Consider the following 17500-nt stretch of genomic DNA (forward strand, 5'->3'; position numbering starts at 1 on the left):
CCCCGCCCCAGTATGCGGACATGATCCTTGAGCGTCACTCGGCGGCCTCCCTTGCGGTCAGACCTTGCAAAAGCTCTGCGATCTCGGGGCGGCAGGAGCCACAGTTCGTCCCGGCGCGAAGAACTTCGCCGATGGCCTCGACACTGAGCGCGCCCTGGGTTTCGACAGCGTCCAGGATCGTGTTGACGCCGACACCGAAGCACGAACAGATCACCGGCCCCGGATTGGGAACATCGGCGGGCGGGCGACCGGTCAGGGCCTCATGCGCTTCGGTCCCCGGTAGCGTCGCGAGATAATCGCGCATCACCGCAACAGGCGTGGACGCGACAAAAAGTGCTCCGATGATCCTGGAATCTTCGTGCAGCACGACTCGGGCAATCCCGCGGGCCGCATCGGTCATGGTGGATGCGACCGCCTCGCGTGCCGCGAAGAGGCGGCGCGCCTCGGCCTCCCAGTCTTGCACGGGATGCGATCCGGCCAGTTCCGCGCGATATCCCGCTTGGGCGCGGCTTTGTGCCCAGTACTCACACTGAAGCACCATGGGCGCCGCGGAAACGGCGAACCCGTACCAAGCCGCGTTGAGGCGCGAGACGGCGACGACGCTCGCCTTGCTTTCCGGTTGCCCGGAGACAGGGTCCGTGGCGGCAGCGACAAGGGCATCGATCCGGGCGCAAGGTGCGGTTTCGCCCGTCCAGTGCATCGGCGCGAAAACCTGACCTGGTAAGACGGCATCGGTGATCCGCGCCCGCAGGATGGCATTCCCCGTGGTACTCGTGACAGTAACGAGATCAGCGGCCGAGATGCCAAGGCGCGCGGCATCGGAGGAGTGAATTTCCAGGAACGGCTCGGCAAGATGGGCCGACAGACGCGGGCTGAGCGCGGTGCGGGTCATGGTGTGCCACTGGTCCCGCACACGGCCCGTATTGAGGCGAAAGGGAAAGCGCGGTCCGGTTTTGGCCGCTGGCGGGCGCCACGACACGGGAAGAAGGCGGGCTTTGCCATTCGGGTGATAGAACGCGCCGTCGCTGAAAAACCTCCCACCCTGCCGCGTGGCCGCAATCGGCCAACGCTGCGGCTCCAGCCGGTCATAGGCACGGTCGCTCATGTCGGACAGGCCCGAGATGTCGAAATCACGGCCAAACCGACCGGCGATACCCGAAAGCGTGGCATATTCGCGGAAAATCTCTGCCGGGCTGGCGTAGTCGAAGGCGCGGCTGAACCCCATCCGCTGGCCAACCTGCGCGATGATCTGCCAGTCCGGGCGGGCCTCGCCCGGCGCGGGCAGGACACGGCGCTGGCGGCTGATGGTGCGGTCCGAGTTGGTGACGGTGCCATCCTTCTCGGCCCAGGCGGACGCAGGCAGGATCACATGCGCCAGGCGCGCGGTATCCGTTTGCTCGGTGATATCGCTGACCACGGTAAAATCACAGCCGGCGATGGCGTCGCGCACCGCATCGGCCTCTGGCATGGAGACCACAGGATTGGTGTGAATGACCCAGAGCGCCTTGATCCGTCCCTCGCCCACCGCGCGGAACATATCGACGGCCTTGAGGCCCGGCGCCACCGGCATCCGGGGCGCGTCCCAGAAACAGCGCACGGCGCCGCGGTGATCTGCGTTCTCGATATCGAGGTGACAGGCCAGCATGTTGGCCAACCCGCCAACCTCCCGTCCGCCCATCGCGTTGGGTTGACCTGTGACCGAGAACGGACCGCAGCCCGCCTTGCCGATCCGCCCGGTGGCTAGGTGGCAGTTGAGGATCGCATTGACCTTGTCGGAGCCGGACGACGACTGGTTTACGCCCTGCGAATAGATCGTGACCACGCGCTCGGTACGCATCCACAGATCGCAGAACGCCGCGACCTGCTCTGCGTCCAGCCCGGTGACCGAGAGATCGGAGGTGCGCGCGACGTCGAGCGTCGCGTCGAAACCTTCGGTCCTCGCGAGAAAACCCATGTCGAGCGCGCCGCCCTCGTAGAGCGCCGTGAATAGCTGGTTGAACAGAGCGACGTCAGAACCGGGCTGAAGCGCCAGGTGCATGTCCGCGCCATCGCAACTGGCCGTGCGGCGGGGGTCGATGACGACGATCTTCGTGCCCCGGGATTTGCGGGCGGCCAGCAGGCGCTGATAGAGAACGGGGTGGCACCAGGCGAGGTTCGAGCCGACCAGCACCACGAGGTCAGCCTCGTCTATATCCTCGTAGGTGCCGGGCACGGTATCGGTGCCGAAGGCGCGCTTGTGCCCGGCCACCGAGGAGGCCATGCAAAGCCGGGAGTTCGTGTCGATATTGGCCGAGCCTATAAAGCCCTTCATCAGCTTGTTGGCGACATAGTAATCCTCGGTCAGCAACTGTCCCGAGACGTAAAAGGCCACGCTGTCCGGCCCATGACGCGCGATGGTGTCGCTGAACCGATCCGCGACCAGTTGCAGCGCGTCGTCCCAGCCTGCGTCCTGCCCATTCACACGGGGGCGCAGCAGCCGGTGATCCAGCCCCACTGTCTCGGCCAGAGCCGTGCCTTTCGAACACAGCCGCCCGAGATTGGCCGGGTGCGCGCTATCGCCCTTGACCTCCAGACCGCCATCGCCGTCACGCCGCAGCAGAACGCCGCAGCCAACGCCGCAGTAGGGACAGGTGGACCGGGTCCAGGGCTGGTCGGCGCCATCCATCACGCGGCGTCCCGAGCGGTCAGGCCGGAACCGTCGATCAACACGCGGCCATCCTCGACCTTCAGAGGATAGGTGGCGATTTTTCCGGTCTCTCCTCGTGCTTGCCCGGTCTCAAGATCGAAGACCCAGTTGTGCAGCGGGCAGGTGACAGACTGGCCGTGGACGATCCCCTCGGACAGCGGCCCGCCCTTGTGCGGACAGGTGTTGGACGTGGCGAACACCTCGTTGTCCGCGGTGCGGAACACGGCGATACAGCCGTGCGACGTCTTCAGCTTCCGCGCTCCGCGCAAAGGGATTTCGTCGATGGCGCAAATGTCGATCCAGCTCATTCCGCGGCCTCCAGCGTGAGGTCGGCCAACGGCTGAAAGCGCTCGGCCTGCTTGGCATGGTCCGCCCAAGGATCCTTGCGGTAAATCGACTGGCTCAGTTCGAAAGCTGCGACCAGCCGGGCGCGCTCGTCGGCGCTGGCCAGCGTCTCTTTGACCCAGTCCAGCCCGACTTTTGCGACCCACTTGTAGGGCCGGTCGAGGTACTTGGCGTTCTCCCGGTAGAGCTGGATGAAGGCGGTGGTCCACTCGATCGCCTCAGCCTCGGACGCGACATCGACCAGCCGTTCGGTTTCCTTCACGTCCATGCCGGCCGCGCCCCCGACGCCGACCTGGTAGCCGCTGTCGACGCAGATAATGCCGACATCTTTGCAGGTGGCCTCGGCGCAGTTGCGCGGACAGCCCGACACTGCCAGCTTGACCTTGTGCGGGGTCCACGCCCCCCAGAGGATTTGTTCCAGCTTGATGCCAAGGCCGGTGCTGTCCTGCGTGCCGAACCGGCAGTGATCGGTGCCGACACAGGTTTTCACCGTGCGCAGCCCCTTTGAATAGGCATGACCCGAAACCAGCCCCGCCTCGTTGAGATCGGCCCAGATGAAGGGCAGATCCTCGCCCTTTACGCCCAAAAGGTCGATCCGCTGGCCGCCCGTGACCTTGACGGTGGGCACATCGTACTTGTCGGCGGCGTCGGCGATGGCGCGCAGTTCGGCGGCGTTGGTGATGCCGCCCCACATGCGCGGCACGACGCTGAAGGTGCCATCCTTCTGGATATTGGCGTGCTTGCGCTCGTTGACGAAGCGGCTTTGCGGATCGTCACGGTATTCCAGCGGCCAGTCCGCCAGCAGGTAGAAATTGACCGCCGGACGGCAGACGTGGCAGCCGTTGCGCGTCTTCCAACCCAGTTCCTGCCAGACGGCGTCCTGGCTTTTCAGTTCCCGGCCCTTGATCAGCCGGCGCACATCCTCGTGTGTCAGATCGCAGCAGCCGCAGATGGGCTGCGCCGCGGGCACTTGGAAGTCGTCGCCCAGCGTGACTTGCAACACCTGTTCGACCAGCCCGGTGCAGGTGCCGCAGGAGGCGCTGGCCTTGGTCTGCGCGCGGACCGCACCCAGATCGGTCGCGCCGCCCGCGATGGCGTCGGTGATGGTGCTCTTGCAAATGCCGTTGCAGCCACAGATTTCCGCGTCACGCGGCAATGCTGCAACGGCTGAGAGAGGGTCCGATGCGGCACCTCCCTGATAGGCGGGCCCGAAAATCAGCGTCTCGCGCATCTCCGAAATGTCCTCGCCCGACTGGATGAGGCCGAAGAACCAGTTGCTGTCGGCGGTGTCGCCGTACATCACCGCACCGATCAGCCGATCGTTTTCGATGACCAGCCGCTTGTAGATACCGCGCGCCGGGTCGCGATAGACGATGTCCTCGCGTCCCTCGCCCTCGGCAAAATCCCCGGCGCTGAAAAGGTCGCAACCCGTGACCTTGAGCTTGGTCGACAATTCCTTGGGCGTGAAAGCGGCATCGCGACCGGTCAGCGTCGCGGCGACGACCTTGGCCTGGTCGTAGAGCGGCGCGACGAGGCCGAAGACCGCGCCATCATGTTCGATGCATTCGCCGACCGACAGGATGTTTTCATCCGACGTGATCATCTGATCATCCACGTGGATGCCGCGCCCCACGGCCAACCCGGCCTCGGCGGCCAGCGCGGTGTTGGGGCGAATGCCGACGGCCATGACCAGCAGGTCGCAGGGCAGTTCTGTGCCATCCTCAAGCACAAGCGCCTTCACCTTGCCACCTTCGCCTACAACCTCCTTCGAGTTGGACGAGACGCGCACGTCGATGCCGCGCCGCTCAAGATCCTTGCGCAGCAGGTAGCCCGCCGCCGGGTCCAGCTGGCGGTCCATCAGGTGGCCCATCAGGTGCACCACCGTGACCTCCATCCCGCGCATCCGCAGCCCCGCCGCGGCCTCCAGCCCCAGAAGGCCGCCACCGATCACCACCGCGCGGGCACCCTGAGTTGCGGAGGCATCGATCATCCGGTTGGTGTCTTCGAGGTCGCGATAGGCGATGACCCCGTCAAGGTCATGCCCCGGCAGCGGGATCATGAACGGGTTCGACCCGGTGGCGATCAACAGCTTGTCGTAGTCCACCGTGCCGTTCTCACCGGTCACGGTGCTGGCGGTCCGGTCGATCGCGGTCACCTTTTCGCCGAACCGGCAGGTCACGCCATGATCGGCGTACCAGGTCTCATCGTGGGTAACGATCTCCTCGTAGGATTTCTCACCCGACAGGACCGGTGACAGCATGATGCGGTTGTAGTTGCCGCGTGGCTCGGCGTTGAAAAGCGTCACGTCCCAGCCGTCGGGATCGGCGTCGAAGAGGTGTTCGAGCGCGCGGCCCGAGGCCATCCCTGCGCCGATCACCACGAGTTTCTTGCGTGTCATGGCTTGGTTCCTCTCAGTTGTACCACGCGACGATGTGGGTGAGCGCCTCGCCGCGATAGACCGGCAGGCCGACGAAACTGGTGTAATCCGCCGGGAGGCCGGAGCCGCCTTGCGCCACGACCGGCAGCCCCGAGCCGAGCACTTGGCCCACAACGCCTTTCCACGCGGTGGCGGTTGGCGCCTCGTCTCGCGTGCCGTCGCCGTCATCACGCCAGAGCGGCCCTTCGCGTTCGCAGATACCGTCACCCAGGAAGGCGCGCGGATCCCGCGCGGCGCGCACATTCCAGATCTCGAAACGGCGCGCGATCGGCGTGCCGCGCGCGGAAAGAAGCGTCAGCACGCAGGGATGCTTTCCCGGAGTCGCCACCGGAAGCCCAAGCCCCGTGGTCAGCCCCGCCTTTCCCGCGGCCGAGGCGCGGATGAACTTGTAGCCAGAACCAAGGTCGCGCATCAGGATCGGCGCCTGTGCCGCCCAGACCGCACCCGGCAGGCCTTGGCCCTTGGGAAAATGCGTGTGCTGCGAGACAAACTCGAATTCTTCGGCAGCCCCGAAGTACCCGTCATCGAGCATCAGCATCCCGTTGCGGTCATCGGTCCAGACCTCGATCGCGCCGACGCGCGCCTCGTCGTCACCGCACAGAACGACCAGTACGGCCTTCAGCGTGGCGCCGGCGAAGACGGGCACGGCGACTGCGCTGGTCAGGCCGGCCTCCTTCGCCGCCTCGATACGCTGGAAATATGACCCGTCGAATCCCTTGAGCACAACCGGCCGCGCCTCGTCCCAGGCCTTGCCGGGCAGGCCCTCGCTCTTGGCGAAGCTGGTCTTGCGCGAGGTTTCCTCGAATGCGGCGAGCCCGTTGTAATTGCCGCCTGCCAGCACGAGGCGGTCGCCCTCGGGCACCCAGACTTCGCAGACCTGGATGAAAGTATCGGTGGCAGCTTGCGCTACGGTATCCATGGCGGGTGTCTCCGTGACGGGCGCGGTCATGCCGCGGCCTTGCGCGATGTGCCGGTTTTGGGTTTTGCGCCGTGCTCGTATTCCTCGAGGAAGTCGAGCACCTGCTGGCGGTAGCGGTAGTAATCCGGGTGCGCGAGCAGCGCCTTGCGGCTGCGCGGGCGTGGCAGATCGACCGATGTGATCCGACCGATGGTGGCCTGCGGACCGTTGGTCATCATCACCACGCGGTCGGCCAGCAGGATCGCCTCGTCCACGTCATGGGTGACGCAGATCGCCGTGACCTTGGTGCGCGACCACACCTCCATCAGCACTTCCTGCAATTCCCAGCGTGTCAGGCTGTCGAGCATCCCGAAGGGTTCATCGAGCAGCAGGAGCTTGGGCGACAGTGCAAAGGCGCGGGCGATGCCGACCCGCTGCTGCATCCCGTTCGACATGTCGCAGGCGGGCTTGTCCATCGCATCGGCCAGCCCGACGCGTTCGAGGTAGTATTCCACAACGTCCTGACGTTCCGACTGGCTGGCACGGGGATATACCTTGTCGACACCGATGGCGCAGTTCTCCCGTGCCGAGAGCCACGGGAAGAGGTTCGGCGACTGAAAGACCACCGCACGCTCGGGATCGGCCCCCTCGACGTGGCGCCCGTCAAGCTTGATTGCGCCCTTCGAGATGGCGTTGAGACCCGCCGCCATGGTCAAAACCGTCGACTTGCCACAGCCCGAATGTCCGATCAGAGAGATGAACTCGCCCCGGTCGATCTTCAGGTCGAAATCCTCGACCACGGTCAGCGGCCCCTTGGGCGTGGGATAGACCTTGTGCAACTGGCTGAAGTCGAGGAAGCGCTCGTCGATCAGACCTTTCTGGGCGTCCTTCACGACAGAGGGAAGACCATGGATCGGGGTCACGTCAGGCAGGTTGCGCGTGCCTTCGACCTTGGCCTCGATCCCGACATCCATCAGGTACTTGGTCACCTCGGCCCGCAGACGCTTGAACGTGTCGTCCGTGTTCATCTCCATCCGGTCGCGCGGGCGCGGGATGTTCACCGTGAACTCCTCGCCCAGCGTACCGTCCGGGTTCAGCGCGATGATCCGGTCGGCGAGGATAATCGCCTCGTCAACGTCGTTCGTGATCAGCACGCAGGTCTTGCGATCCGCCTGCCAGATCCGCTCGATCTCGTCGGCAAGATTCGCGCGTGTCAGCGCGTCCAGCGCCGAAAGCGGCTCATCCAGCAGCAACATCTCGGGGTTCATCGCAAGCGCGCGGGCGACGTTGACCCGCTGGCGCATCCCACCCGACAATTCCGCCGGGCGGCGCGTCGCGGCATGGCCGAGGCCGACCATCTCGACGTAATGCGCCACCTTCTCCGCCTTCTCCGCGCGGGACAAACCGGGAAACACCGTGTCCACCGCAAGGCCCACATTGCCGTTCACGGTCAACCACGGCATCAGCGAATAGCTCTGGAAGATCACGCCCCGCTCGGGGCCGGGCCCGGTGACGGGCGCGCCCTTGAAGCTGACGCTGCCCTTCGTCGGGTGTTCCAGCCCCGCCATCAGGTTGATCAGCGTGGTCTTTCCCGTACCGGAAAAGCCCAGCAGCACGAGGAATTCGCCCTCCTGCACCTCCAGATTGATATTCTTCAGCACGTGGGAAGCGTGCAGACCGGTGCCGAAACTTTGGCTGACGTGGTCGAGTTTGAGAATGCTCATGACATTTTCCTTTTGCGCTACCGCTTCGCTGCTCGAGCGCGGGTCACCGGTTGTTCGTGAAGGTGAAGAGGGACTGAAGCGCGTACATCACACGATCCAGCAAAAAGCCGATGATGCCGATGGTCAGAACAGCGACCATGATCCGGGCGAGGCTCGACGAAGACCCATTCTGGAATTCGTCCCAGACGAATTTGCCCAGGCCGGGGTTCTGCGCCAGCATCTCGGCGGCGATCAGAACCATCCAGCCCACGCCCAGCGACAGACGCAGACCAGTGAAGATCAGCGGCAAGGCCGAAGGCAGAACCAGTTTGGTGATCTTGGTCCAGGTGTTCATCTTCAGCACTTTCGAGACGTTCACCAGGTCCTTGTCGATCGAGGCCACGCCAAGCGCCGTGTTGATCAGCGTGGGCCAGAGCGAACAGAGCGTCACGGTGACCGCGGAAATGATGAAGCTCTTGGGAAACAGCCCCTCGTCGGTCGCCGCCAGCGCGGAAACGATCATCGTGACGATAGGCAGCCACGCCAATGGCGAGACCGGCTTGAAGATCTGTATCAACGGGTTGAGGCCCGCGTTGGCGGTCGGTGACAGCCCCGCAAGGATGCCCAGCGGCACGGCCACAAGCGTCGCCAGAAGGAAGCCGAAGAATACCGTCTGGATCGAGGTCCAGATCTGCTGGTAGTAGCTCGGTGCACCGGTATAGGCACGTTCCTTGGGTTCCCGCCCGCTGGCGATCAGACGCTCGTTGAGCTGATCGACCTTGGCTTGGAACTCGGCCCGCTTCTCGGCCTTGGCCACCGCATCGTCATGCAGGTTGACCGCCTCGTCCCAAACCTGAGCCGGGCCGGGCACGGCACCGAGCGAGGTTTCGACCTTCGGCGCAAGCGCGGCCCAAAGGAACAGGAACGCAGCGATGGCCAACAGCGGCACGGCAAGAAGCCGCCAGATTTCCTTGGCCTGCGCCCTCGGGTTGTCGCCTGCCGCGGCCTTGAGGATCGGCGTGGCCCAGCTCAGGCCAAGGACCTGAAACCATTTGTCCGCGGCGTTGATGCGGGTGAAGAGCCGCGCCCGGCGCGCTTCGCGGTCTGCGCTCTCGGTGAAATTCGGATCGACGGTGGTCATAAAGGGGGTCCTTGCTGCGAAAATGGCTAATGGGCCGGACATGTCTGGCCTGGCCGCCCGTCGCGTTGGACGAGCGGCCAGGCCTTTGGTCAGCCTTCGACCTCGGTGCCGACGACGATCTGCTCGCCCTTCAAACCGATCGGCAGGCTGTCGAGATAGGCGTTGGGCGCGCGGCCATCGTAGGGAATACCGTCGATGATATCCTCGGACGGGGTCGGCGCCTTGTAGCCGTCGCTGTCCCAGGGAAAGTCCGCCTCATCGGCCAGGCCCTCGTCAACCAGCATCCGGGCGGCTTCGAGGTAGATCTCGGGCTTGTAGACCGACTTGGCGACCTCGTCGTACCAGCTGTCGGGCTTGGGCTCGGCGATCTGGCCCCAGCGGCGCATCTGGGTCAGGTACCAGATGGCATCCGAATAGAACGGATAGGTCGCGTTATACCGGAAGAAGACGTTGAAATCGGGGATGTCGCGCTTGTCGCCCTTCTCGAACTCGAAAAAGCCGGTCATCGAGTTGGCAATCACTTCGGCATCCGCGCCCACGTACTCTGGACGGCTCAGGATCTCGACCGCTTCGGGGCGATTGGCGTTGTCGTTTTCATCCAGCCAGATCGCGGCGCGGATCAGCGCCTTGGTCACCGCCAAAGTCGTGTTGGGGTTTTCCTCTGCGAACTCGGCGGTGATACCGAATACCTTCTCGGGATTGTTCTTCCAAAGCTGGTAGTCGGTGATCACCGGTACGCCGATGCCTTTGAACACCGCCTGCTGGTTCCACGGCTCGCCCACGCAGTAGCCATAGATCGTACCGGCCTCCAGCGTGGCGGGCATCTGCGGCGGCGGGGTCACCGACAACAGGACATCGGCGTTGATCTGCCCGGAGATGTTCTCCTGGCTGTAATAGCCCGGATGCAGCCCGCCGGCGGCCAACCAGTAGCGCAGCTCGTAATTGTGGGTCGAGACCGGAAAGACCATGCCCATGTTGAAGGGCTTGCCCTGCGCCTTGTAATCCTCGACCACCGGCGCCAACGCCTCGGCCGAGATCGGATGCTGCGGGCGGCCGTCCTCCATCTTCGGAATATGCGGCAGCATCTGGTCCCAGACCTCGTTCGAAACCGTGATCGCGTTGCCGTTCAGATCCATCGAGAACGGCGTGATGATATGCGCCTCGGTGCCGAAACCGATCGTGGCCGCCAGCGGCTGACCGGCCAGCATGTGCGCGCCGTCAAGCTGCCCGTCGATCACGCCGTCCAGCAGGACCTTCCAGTTCGCCTGCGCCTCGAGCGTGACAAAGAGCCCTTCGTCCAGGAAATATCCCTGTTCATAGGCCACGGCCAGCGGGGCCATGTCTGTCAGCTTGATGAAGCCGAAGGTCAGTTCGTCCTTTTCCAGGTCCAGAAGTTCGGCCATGGCCGGGCTGGCAAGTGCGGTCGTGGCGGCGAGGCCGCAGAGAAGCTTTTTCATCATTCGTCCTGTCGATGCGCCCGGGCTGGCTTGAGATGTGGCCGGGCTGGAAACGCAAAAAAGGCCGTTCACCATCCCCCGACATGCGTCGGTGGAAAGCGAGCGACCTTGCTCAGACTGTCCCTGTCATTGGGAAGAATTCTGTCCGATCCACCCCGTTGCGGATCGACGATTTCTTTTTGGCGCGTCCGAGAGCTGCAAGCCAGAAAAATCCCGGCAATCCGACTTAAAAGGGCGCAACACGTGGACGGTTGATTAAAAAGTGATCACCACGGATCGTCCGGGTCGAAAACCGCGCCATCAAAAAAACGGTTCGGGAGCAGATTCAACTGCCCGCGAGAGGACGCCACCGCCGTCGGATGCAGAATCGCCCCCTCCACCTTGGCCGACGCGCCGGGCAGATCCGCATCGGTCTGCGCCATGTGCTGACGATAGAGATCGGAGCGAAAGACCGCCGCCGCCGACTCCAGGTCCGATTCCGTTCCGTGCGCGGCGGCAAGGCGATGGGCCAGCCATTTCGACTGGCTGCGCCAGGGAAACGTCGCGGCGGCCCCCTGAAAGCGCAGGAAACCGTCGCAGTCGCGTTGTTCGCCCCTGCGCGACAGGATCATCCGGCCCGACAGGGCTCGGTCAATCAGCTCCAGCGGCAGGTCGAGGTATTCCTCCCGAGACAGGATCTGGGCGGCGGTGATCCGGCTGTCCGGCTTGGCCAGCCAGCGGCTCGCCTGCCACACGGCGCGTATCAGACGGCCAAGCAGGTCCGGCTCGGTCTCGGCCCAGTCGGTGCGCGTGGCCAGCACCTTTTCCGGCGCCCCCTGCCAGATCGCGCGCCCGGGCAGCAACAGCGCGCCCACCCCCCTGTCCACAGCGACCGATCCCCAGGGCTCCCCTACGCAGAAAGCATCAATGTCTCCCGCTTCCAACGCCTCGGCCATCAGCGGCGGCGGTACGGTGCGGATCTCGATATTGTCGAGGCCCAACTCTGTCCGTTCCGCCCAGTAACGCAGCAGTTCCACATGCATGGAAAAGGGAAAGGGCACGCCGAAGACCAACTTGTCGGCATGTACCGCTTTCAATGCCGAGGCCGCCGCGCGTGCATCCCTGAAGTCGAAGGCGAAGTCGGTGCCGCGCAGCTTGGCTTCGAGCGGACGCCCCACGCCGATCACGTTGCCGTTGACCGACAGGACGCAAACCGCCGAAAGCGCGGCCCCCATACCGCCAAGTCCCATGCTCATGGCCACAGGCACAGCAGACAGCATGTGCGCCGCGTCGACCCGGCCAAACCCCAGCATGTCGCGCAATGACGACCACGACGGCGCGGGCACCAGGTCCAGCCCGATCGCCTCGGCCTCTGCAAAGCCAAGCTCATGGGCGATGATCAGCGGCGCCGCGTCCACCAGCGGCATGTAGGCGACTGGAATGGTAACGCGCCTCATCCCAGCAATCCCGCAGCGGTAACAAGCGCCTCTGCGACGTCGGCCACCTTGCGCCCCTGATCCATCGCGGTTTTGCGCAGCAATGCATAGGCTGCGTCCTCGTCAATCCCCTTGGCCTTCATCAAAAGGCCCTTGGCGCGATCAATCACCTTGCGCTCTTCCAGCGCCCGTCGAGTTTCCGCCAGCTCATTGCGCATCTGGCGCACAATGCTGAAACGGGCAATTGCGGTGTCGATCACGGGCTTGATACGTTCAGGCGCCAACCCGTCGACGACATAGGCCGACACGCCAGCCTCGATCGCCTCCCGCGCCAACCCACCTGCCGCTCCCGAGACGAACATCGCCACCGGCCGATCCAGCGGACCCGAGGCCAAAGTCAGTTCTTCCATCATGTCACGAGTCGGGTTGTCGATGTCGATCAGGACCATATCCGGCGAATGCTCGGCAATCTTGCGTGCAAGGCTCGAGTAGTTTCCGATCACGTAGACATCGCAATCGCCGGTTTGCTCAAGCGCATCGACGATCCCGGTCGCCCGGTCGCGATCTTCTTCCACTACCACGATGGTGAGACGGGCCTGCATAGGTCTTTACTGCAACTGCGTAGCGCAGCACTCAAGAGAACAAGTTCCTTTTCCGGCGACCCAGTTCGCTTTGAAGTGTCGTTAAGGTACTTGCGTTGAAATTTTGAGCAACAGCGGGTTTCGTCCAAATGCTGCGTGCGCATCAATGTCCGCCCTGAAGTAGCTGCTTTGCGGCAAACTAAATTTACATACGGTCAGATTTGGGTCGCTTTCGACGATCCGACAGTCTGGGCGGATTGCCGACCTTTGAGGTGCCCCTAGTTTCCTGGACAGCTGCCTTGTTCAGGTTCTGCTGTCTGATCTCATAGTCAACGGGCGACGGCATGCCCTTGTTCGTATGTTTGCGCTTCGGGTTGTAGAACAGCTCAATGTATTCGAACACGTCCTGTCTGGCGGCGTCGCGGGTCGCTGGGTTCGAGGTTATGCTGGTGCGGAAACGTCTGCCACTCCCGTCGAGGCCGCCAAGGCCAATCGGAAGACTCTCTCCTTGGAAGCAGACCATGCAAAGGTTCAGCAAGCGATCGCCCGTCTGCTCAATATTCTCGAGAGCGACGTGGCCGGCGATGCCCTCGTCCAGCGCCTTCAACAGAAGGAAAAAGAGGCTCGGCAGATCGAAGCGGCGATCACGGCGCGCGTTTCGTGGCCTAAGACCCCTTCTTCGCTGGAGGCGGTAGACCTCGACATGGTCTACGGAACAGTGGTGGGCCAGCTGAATAACCTCTTAGTCGGGCCAAAGGAGGTTGTCATCGCGAAGGAATTGCTCCGCCAACTTATCTCCGAGATTCGTGTCCGTCCGGACGAGAACGCCCGTGACGAGCTCGCGGTGACAATCCTTGGTGACCTTGCCAGGATTGTCACTGCTGATAGCCCAAACAGAAAAAGCGCTCCAAAGGGCGCTTTTTCTGTTTTTAGTCAGATTTCAATGGTTGCGGGGGTAGGATTTGAACCTACGACCTTCAGGTTATGAGCCTGACGAGCTACCGGGCTGCTCCACCCCGCGCCAATGCCGGGTATCTACTCCTGCGCCAAGACCTTCGCAAGGGGCCGCGTCGGCATTTATTACATTTTTTTAACAAGACCGACGGCATGGTTCACCGGAACACGACATCGAGACTGTCAAATGCCCCATGCTTGTGGTCCTCGCGGAAAAACCCGTGGTCGCGCTCCAGCCGCTGGACCGCTTCTTCGGTGAAGCGGACGATGTCATCGACGAACAATTCCAAGGGAGAGATAGCCTCCATGATCGACGGCTCGACGTCGTAATCGATTCGCCCCAAGTCGTCCGACAACGCATGCGCCTGCGCCAGCGCGGCGCCACAGACCTTCGCGTAACGCTTCCACGACTTGAAGCTCAGGTCATCCAGGTCGATGTCATCGCGAAACGGCGCCCGCTCGCGGCTCATGAAGCTTTTGCCGTCAATCTCTACAGCGCCGTAAAAGATATCGCCATGCGCGAGTTGCACACGCTGCCCATGCTTGATCCGCTCGGCCTGCTTTCCGGCATAAAACGCGTTCGGCGGCGTCAACCCGTCCAGTGCGGACCGGCGCGCGGCCTTGAACTCGATGATAAGGTCGTCGGTTGCATCCTGCGACGGCCCTTCGATCAATACGTAGTACCGTGGCAAACCCAGCGAGGCCGTGCCCTGACCGTGCCGCACGCAGACGTCCTTGACCTTCAACTCCCCGGCCCGGTCCGGCGCGTCGATGCCGTTGGACTTGGCCAGGTCGTTGATCGCCGTCTGGAACTTGTCGACCTCGGTCGACAGCGGCTGCAACTCGTCATCCGACCGAAAGCCGCGGCCGTTCGGCGTCAGGTAGTCTTCCCACAACCAATCCTTGCGCTCTTCCCACGCCTGCTCGAACAGCCGCTGGATGACCTTTGGCGAATTGTCGATCCGGTAGGCGTCGTTGCTTTCGGTCGATCTGTTGGCGTAGCGCTGCATGGCCAGAGCGTAGCCCTGGACGAATTTGCGGACGATCTTGCGCGCTTTTTTCGGCTTGAGATCGCCTTCCTCCAACGCCGCGATCCAGAAACCCACGGCGCCTCGCTTTATGTCCCAGCTGAACGGCGCATAGGTCGTCTCGTCAAAATCGTTCACGCCGAAAATCGGCGCCCCGTTCCGGTCGGGCATGACGCCGAAATTCTCCGGATGCACGTCCCCCAGCGCCATCACCGTGGGCATGTGCCCATCCTCGCCAGCCATATCGCGATAGAACAGAAGCGCAGTACCGCGGAAAAAATGAAACAGGCCGTCCGACAGCTTGTCGAACTTGTCCTGCGCTTCCTTCGAGCTCTCCGAGATCCGCGCGGAATGATCCTCACGGATCGTCGTCCGCACGTGCAGCCGACGCGCCTGGCCTTCCAGAAACTTGGGCGGGACAAGATACTTGCCTGCGGCAATGCCCGCGCTTAGCCGGGCAAAGGCCTTCGACCGCCGCTCATAGCGGTCCTCGATAGACTTCTCGGGCGGATCGGGGGCCTTCACGGTCTTGGATTTTCCGGAGTTCGTCTTGGACATCGCGTTCCTTTCGCCTTCAAAAGCCAACGGAACGGTTGGAACGAAAGTTCCCCGGGGCAGGAAGATCGCGCGCATGCCTAGAACAGGCGCCGCAACTTGCAGATCAATCGGTAAAGTTTAGGAGAAAATCGAAAGAGAGATACAATTCCAAGGATCTTACTAGGTTTGGCGGTGACCTACTCTCCCACGTCTTGAGACGCAGTACCATTGGCGCTACGGCACTTAACGGCCGGGTTCGGGATGGGACCGGGTGTTTTGCTCGTGCTATGACCACCAAACCGAGAAAGATCCTTGAATTCCAAGTCAGCACACTTGTTTAAGTGTACGGCTTCTGGATCCGCATAAGCCAATCTGGCTTTTACTGGATCAAATCAAGCCTATCGGACAATTAGTACCGGTCAACTGAACGCATTGCTGCGCTTACATCTCCGGCCTATCGACGTGGTGGTCTACCACGGTCCTCAGGGATACCTTGTTTTGAGGGGGGCTTCCCGCTTAGATGCCTTCAGCGGTTATCCTGTCCGTTCATAGCTACCCAGCACTGCCGTTGGCACGACAACTGGTCCACCAGTGGAACGTTCACCCCGGTCCTCTCGTACTAGGGGCAACTCCTCTCAAGTATCCTACACCCACGGCAGATAGGGACCGAACTGTCTCACGACGTTCTAAACCCAGCTCACGTACCTCTTTAAACGGCGAACAGCCGTACCCTTGGGACCTGCTCCAGCCCCAGGATGAGATGAGCCGACATCGAGGTGCCAAACACTGCCGTCGATATGGACTCTTGGGCAGTATCAGCCTGTTATCCCCGGCGTACCTTTTATCCGTTGAGCGATGGCCCTCCCACTTGGGACCACCGGATCACTATGGCCGTCTTTCGACTCTGCTCGACTTGTCAGTCTCGCAGTCAGGCTGGCTTATGCCATTGCACTCAACGAGCGATTTCCGACCGCTCTGAGCCAACCTTCGCGCGCCTCCGTTACGCTTTAGGAGGCGACCGCCCCAGTCAAACTACCCGCCACGCAGGGTCCCGGACCCGGATAACGGGCCGCGGTTAGACATCAAGAATGCATAGGGTGGTATCTCAAGGATGGCTCCACCGCGACTAGCGTCACGGTTTCAAAGCCTACCACCTATCCTGCACAATGCAGTCCTGATGCCAGTGCGAAGCTGTAGTAAAGGTGCACGGGGTCTTTCCGTCTAACCGCGGGAAGCCTGCATCTTGACAGGCAATTCAATTTCGCTGAGTCGATGTTGGAGACAGCGGGGAAGTCGTTACGCCATTCGTGCAGGTCGGAACTTACCCGACAAGGAATTTCGCTACCTTAGGACCGTTATAGTTACGGCCGCCGTTTACCTGGGCTTCAATTCGACGCTCTCACATCTCCTTTTAACCTTCAGGCACCGGGCAGGCGTCAGACCCTATACGTCGTCTTGCGACTTCGCAGAGCCCTGTGTTTTTAGTAAACAGTCGCCACCCCCTGGTTTGTGCCCCCGGACTTCAGTTGCCTGAAACCCGGGCCTCCTTCTCGCGAACTTACGGAGGTATTTTGCCGAGTTCCTTCAACATCGTTCTCTCAAGCGCCTTGGTATTCTCTACCAGTCCACCTGTGTTGGTTTAGGGTACGATCTTATGATGGAGCTATTTCCAGGGACTGCTAAGCTGCCCATTCAATCCGATAAGGATGAACAACCTTCGCAATCCGTCACTTCCATCTGGCTCAGGAATATTAACCTGATTCCCATCGACTACGCCTTTCGGCCTCGCCTTAGGGGTCGGCTTACCCTGCTCAGATTAGCTTTAAGCAGGAACCCTTGGACTTTCGGCGAGAGTGTCTCTCACACTCTTTGTCGCTACTCATGTCATCATTCTCACTAGTGATCTCTCCACGGGATCGCTCACGCGCCCGCTTCATCGAAAGCTCCTATCCTCCAAAGCACCTCGGAAGGTGCTGAAGAGGAGTGGAACTATGTCACACTACGCTCTGCTACCAGTGCATACGCACTCCTCGGCTTCGGCTCATGGCTTGAGCCCCGTTACATCTTCGCCGCAAGACAACTTATTTAGACCAGTGAGCTGTTACGCTATCTTTAAAGGATGGCTGCTTCTAAGCCAACCTCCTGGTTGTTTTGGTCGTCTCACCTGCTTTCCCACTTAGCCATGAATTGGGGGCCTTAGCCGGAGGTCAGGGTTGTTTCCCTCTCCACTACGGGCGTTAGCACCCGCAGTGTGTCTGCCATCTAGTACTCCTCGGTATTCGGAGTTTGGTTAGGATCAGTAAGCCTGTGGGGCCCCA

At 62.2% G+C, this 17500-nt stretch carries 10 protein-coding genes, 1 tRNA gene, 2 rRNA genes and 1 pseudogene (1 of these 14 cut by a window edge); all 14 read right to left on the reverse strand.

Features of this window, described 5'->3' with window-relative positions; genetic code table 11:
* Positions 1–34 precede the first annotated feature (34 nt).
* Positions 35–2665 carry a nitrate reductase gene (locus tag RBB18_RS18545; protein WP_306111962.1) on the reverse strand — a complete coding sequence of 877 codons (2631 nt, stop codon included), beginning with the start codon at positions 2663–2665 and terminating at the stop codon, positions 35–37.
* On the reverse strand, positions 2665–2994 hold the full coding sequence (gene nirD, locus RBB18_RS18550; protein ID WP_103763832.1) for a nitrite reductase small subunit NirD: 330 nt from the start codon (positions 2992–2994) through the stop codon (positions 2665–2667). Before nirD ends, RBB18_RS18545 begins: the two co-directional genes overlap by 1 nt.
* Complete coding sequence (gene nirB / locus RBB18_RS18555; protein WP_306111963.1) at positions 2991–5429, reverse strand: nitrite reductase large subunit NirB; 2439 nt, start codon at positions 5427–5429, stop codon at positions 2991–2993. The genes nirD and nirB overlap by 4 nt, the downstream gene beginning before the upstream one ends.
* Positions 5430–5442: 13 nt before the next feature.
* Complete coding sequence (locus tag RBB18_RS18560) at positions 5443–6387, reverse strand: GAF domain-containing protein (protein WP_306111964.1); 945 nt, start codon at positions 6385–6387, stop codon at positions 5443–5445.
* A gap of 26 nt (positions 6388–6413) precedes the next feature.
* On the reverse strand, positions 6414–8090 hold the full coding sequence (locus RBB18_RS18565; RefSeq protein ID WP_306111965.1) for an ABC transporter ATP-binding protein: 1677 nt from the start codon (positions 8088–8090) through the stop codon (positions 6414–6416).
* 43 nt (positions 8091–8133) lie between these two features.
* The gene (locus tag RBB18_RS18570) at positions 8134–9210 is read right to left on the reverse strand and encodes an ABC transporter permease (protein ID WP_306111966.1); all 1077 of its coding nucleotides are present in this window, start codon (positions 9208–9210) and stop codon (positions 8134–8136) included.
* Between the two features lie 89 nt (positions 9211–9299).
* Positions 9300–10667, reverse strand: coding sequence for a CmpA/NrtA family ABC transporter substrate-binding protein (locus tag RBB18_RS18575; RefSeq protein WP_306111967.1), 1368 nt, complete (start codon positions 10665–10667; stop codon positions 9300–9302).
* 266 nt (positions 10668–10933) lie between these two features.
* The gene (locus RBB18_RS18580) at positions 10934–12103 is read right to left on the reverse strand and encodes an ABC transporter substrate-binding protein (protein WP_306111968.1); all 1170 of its coding nucleotides are present in this window, start codon (positions 12101–12103) and stop codon (positions 10934–10936) included.
* A complete protein-coding gene (locus RBB18_RS18585; RefSeq protein ID WP_103763837.1) occupies positions 12100–12684 on the reverse strand; it encodes an ANTAR domain-containing response regulator in 585 nt (194 codons plus the stop codon). Before RBB18_RS18585 ends, RBB18_RS18580 begins: the two co-directional genes overlap by 4 nt.
* 295 nt (positions 12685–12979) lie before the next feature.
* Positions 12980–13093: pseudogene (locus tag RBB18_RS18590) on the reverse strand (IS3 family transposase); the annotation flags it as partial.
* 514 nt (positions 13094–13607) lie between these two features.
* A tRNA-Met gene (locus tag RBB18_RS18595) sits at positions 13608–13684 on the reverse strand.
* Between the two features lie 91 nt (positions 13685–13775).
* Positions 13776–15203: a DUF2252 domain-containing protein gene (locus tag RBB18_RS18600; protein ID WP_306111969.1), complete on the reverse strand. Its 1428-nt coding sequence runs from the start codon at positions 15201–15203 to the stop codon at positions 13776–13778.
* 163 nt (positions 15204–15366) lie between these two features.
* Positions 15367–15481, reverse strand: a 5S ribosomal RNA gene (gene rrf, locus RBB18_RS18605).
* An 89-nt stretch (positions 15482–15570) separates the two neighbouring features.
* A 23S ribosomal RNA gene (locus RBB18_RS18610) occupies positions 15571–17500 on the reverse strand; it runs 1516 nt beyond the window's last position.

Source organism: Roseovarius sp. MMSF_3298, from assembly GCF_030733705.1.
In the GTDB taxonomy this organism is placed as follows: Bacteria; Pseudomonadota; Alphaproteobacteria; order Rhodobacterales; family Rhodobacteraceae; genus Roseovarius; species Roseovarius confluentis.